Here is a 2,133-nt window from a genome sequence, read left to right as displayed (position 1 = left end):
CTCGGGCCTGGGCTCGTCCTCGCGCGGGGTGACGCTGCCGAGCCCGCCGAACGACGGCCGACTGCCGGTGTCGGAGGACGAACGGCCGGTGCCGGCGCCGACCGGGCCAAGGCCCTCGTCGCGGCCGCCGCCGTAGGAGCCGAGCACCTTGTCGCGGTTCTTGGCCGGCGGCTGACCGCCGTCGAAGCCGGCCGCGATCACGGTGACCCGGACCTCGTCGCCGAGCGCATCGTCGATCACGGCGCCGAAGATGATGTTGGCCTCGGGGTGCGCGGCCTCGCTCACCAGCTGGGCGGCCTCGTTGATCTCGAACAGGCCGAGGTCGGAGCCGCCGGAGATGGAGAGCAGCACACCGCGCGCACCGTCGATGGAGGCCTCCAGCAGCGGCGAGGAGATCGCCATCTCGGCGGCGGCCACCGCGCGGTCGTCGCCGCGGGCCGAGCCGATGCCCATGAGCGCCGAGCCCGCCTCGGACATCACGGACTTGACGTCCGCGAAGTCGAGGTTGATCAGGCCCGGGGTGGTGATCAGGTCGGTGATGCCCTGGACGCCCGACAGCAGTACCTGGTCCGCGGACTTGAACGCGTCGAGCACGCTCACCTGACGGTCCGAAATGGACAGCAGCCGGTCGTTCGGAATCACGATGAGGGTGTCGACCTCGTCGCGCAGCCCCGCGATGCCGTCCTCGGCCTGATTGGCGCGGCGGCGGCCCTCGAAGGTGAACGGACGGGTGACCACACCGATCGTCAGTGCGCCCAGCGAGCGGGCGATGTTGGCGACGACGGGCGCGCCGCCGGTGCCGGTGCCGCCGCCCTCGCCCGCGGTGACGAAGACCATGTCGGCCCCCTTGAGGACCTCCTCGATCTCCTCACGGTGGTCCTCGGCGGCCTTCCGGCCGACGTCGGGATTGGCGCCGGCGCCGAGGCCGCGGGTGAGCTCGCGGCCGACGTCGAGTTTGACGTCTGCGTCACTCATCAGCAGGGCCTGCGCATCGGTGTTGATCGCGATGAACTCGACGCCCTTGAGCCCGACCTCGATCATCCGGTTGATGGCATTCACGCCACCGCCGCCGATGCCGACGACTTTGATGACTGCGAGGTAGTTCTGCGGTGCTGCCACGTCGAAGGCCTCTCGCCTCGAGTTACGTGTCGCCACCCCGCCGTTGCCGCGGTGCGCCGACTGATGCCGAATGGGACGGTTCCGATCGCCGACCCCAACCCTAACGCTGAAGTTTAGGGTTACCAGTGCCTATGTTTCCCGGAGTCTTCGGAACAGGACACTAAGTCGACAAGTGGCGCGCGTTCAACGAACACGCCGAACCTCCCGTTTTTCTTTTCACCCTATGTGATCACCCAGCGGACTAGCCAACCAGGGTCCTGGCCTGCCGCTATATACGTCAACTATGCGTCACCGCGGGGGCGGTCGGCGCACTGACGTCGTAGCGCTCCGCGTCCGGTACGGCCTTCATGAGCGCGGTGAGAGTCTTCGCCTTCGCCGCCCCGCGTTCTGAGCTGCCCCATACGACCGTGCGGCCACGGGTCAGTCCGAGCGCGATCGAGTCATAGGAGCGGACCCGGACGGAAAGAGTGTCCGCCCGGACCTTCTCGGGCAGTTGGGCGATCACGGCCACCGCCTCGCGGCGCAGCCTGGTCGCGCCGAAATGGCGGGAACTCGGCGACCGGTCCGCCTCCACTTGCAGCAGTGGAACACCCTTGGGCGCCTGTGGAACGGTCGCGAACAGCACGCCTTCCTCGTCCACTTCGAGGAACTTGCCGGCTTTCTCGACGATCGCCTCGGGCCTGCGCTCGGTCACCCGTACGGCGATGGTGTCCGGCCAGGACCGCGAGACATCCACATCCGCTATCCGCGACAGCCGCGCCCGCAGCCTGCGCTCGACGGAGTCGGTGTCCACCGCCGCCAGCGGCTCGTTCAGCGGGATGGCTGCGGCCTCGCGCACCTCGCCCGGGGTGAGGGCGGCCGTGCCGCTGACGGCCACCTGCTCGACCCGCAGCCAGCTCGACCCGTACAGCAGCCAGGTGACGCCGGAGCCGAGGAGCGCGGTCGCCACCCCCGTCACCAGCAGCGTGCGGCGACGGGGCAGCCGGAGGCGGCGGCGCGCCTTGATCTGTCTCT

The 2,133-nt window shown here is 69.4% G+C and carries 2 protein-coding genes; both read right to left on the bottom strand.

Annotated elements, in window-relative coordinates; translation table 11 throughout:
- Positions 1-1,119, bottom strand: a 1,119-nt coding sequence (gene ftsZ / locus CCN51_RS42170; RefSeq protein ID WP_086860775.1) for a cell division protein FtsZ, incomplete at its 3' end; no start/stop codon positions are given.
- A 277-nt stretch (positions 1,120-1,396) separates the two neighbouring features.
- Entirely contained in the window at positions 1,397-2,125 is a 729-nt protein-coding gene (locus tag CCN51_RS42165; RefSeq protein ID WP_245881791.1) for a cell division protein FtsQ/DivIB, read from the bottom strand.
- Between the last annotated feature and the right edge of the window lie 8 nt (positions 2,126-2,133).

It is taken from the genome of Streptomyces milbemycinicus (assembly GCF_002154605.1).
Taxonomy (GTDB): domain Bacteria; phylum Actinomycetota; class Actinomycetes; order Streptomycetales; family Streptomycetaceae; genus Streptomyces; species Streptomyces milbemycinicus.
Note: the sequence above shows the minus strand (reverse complement) of the source record. Positions and strands in the feature narration are given on the sequence as shown.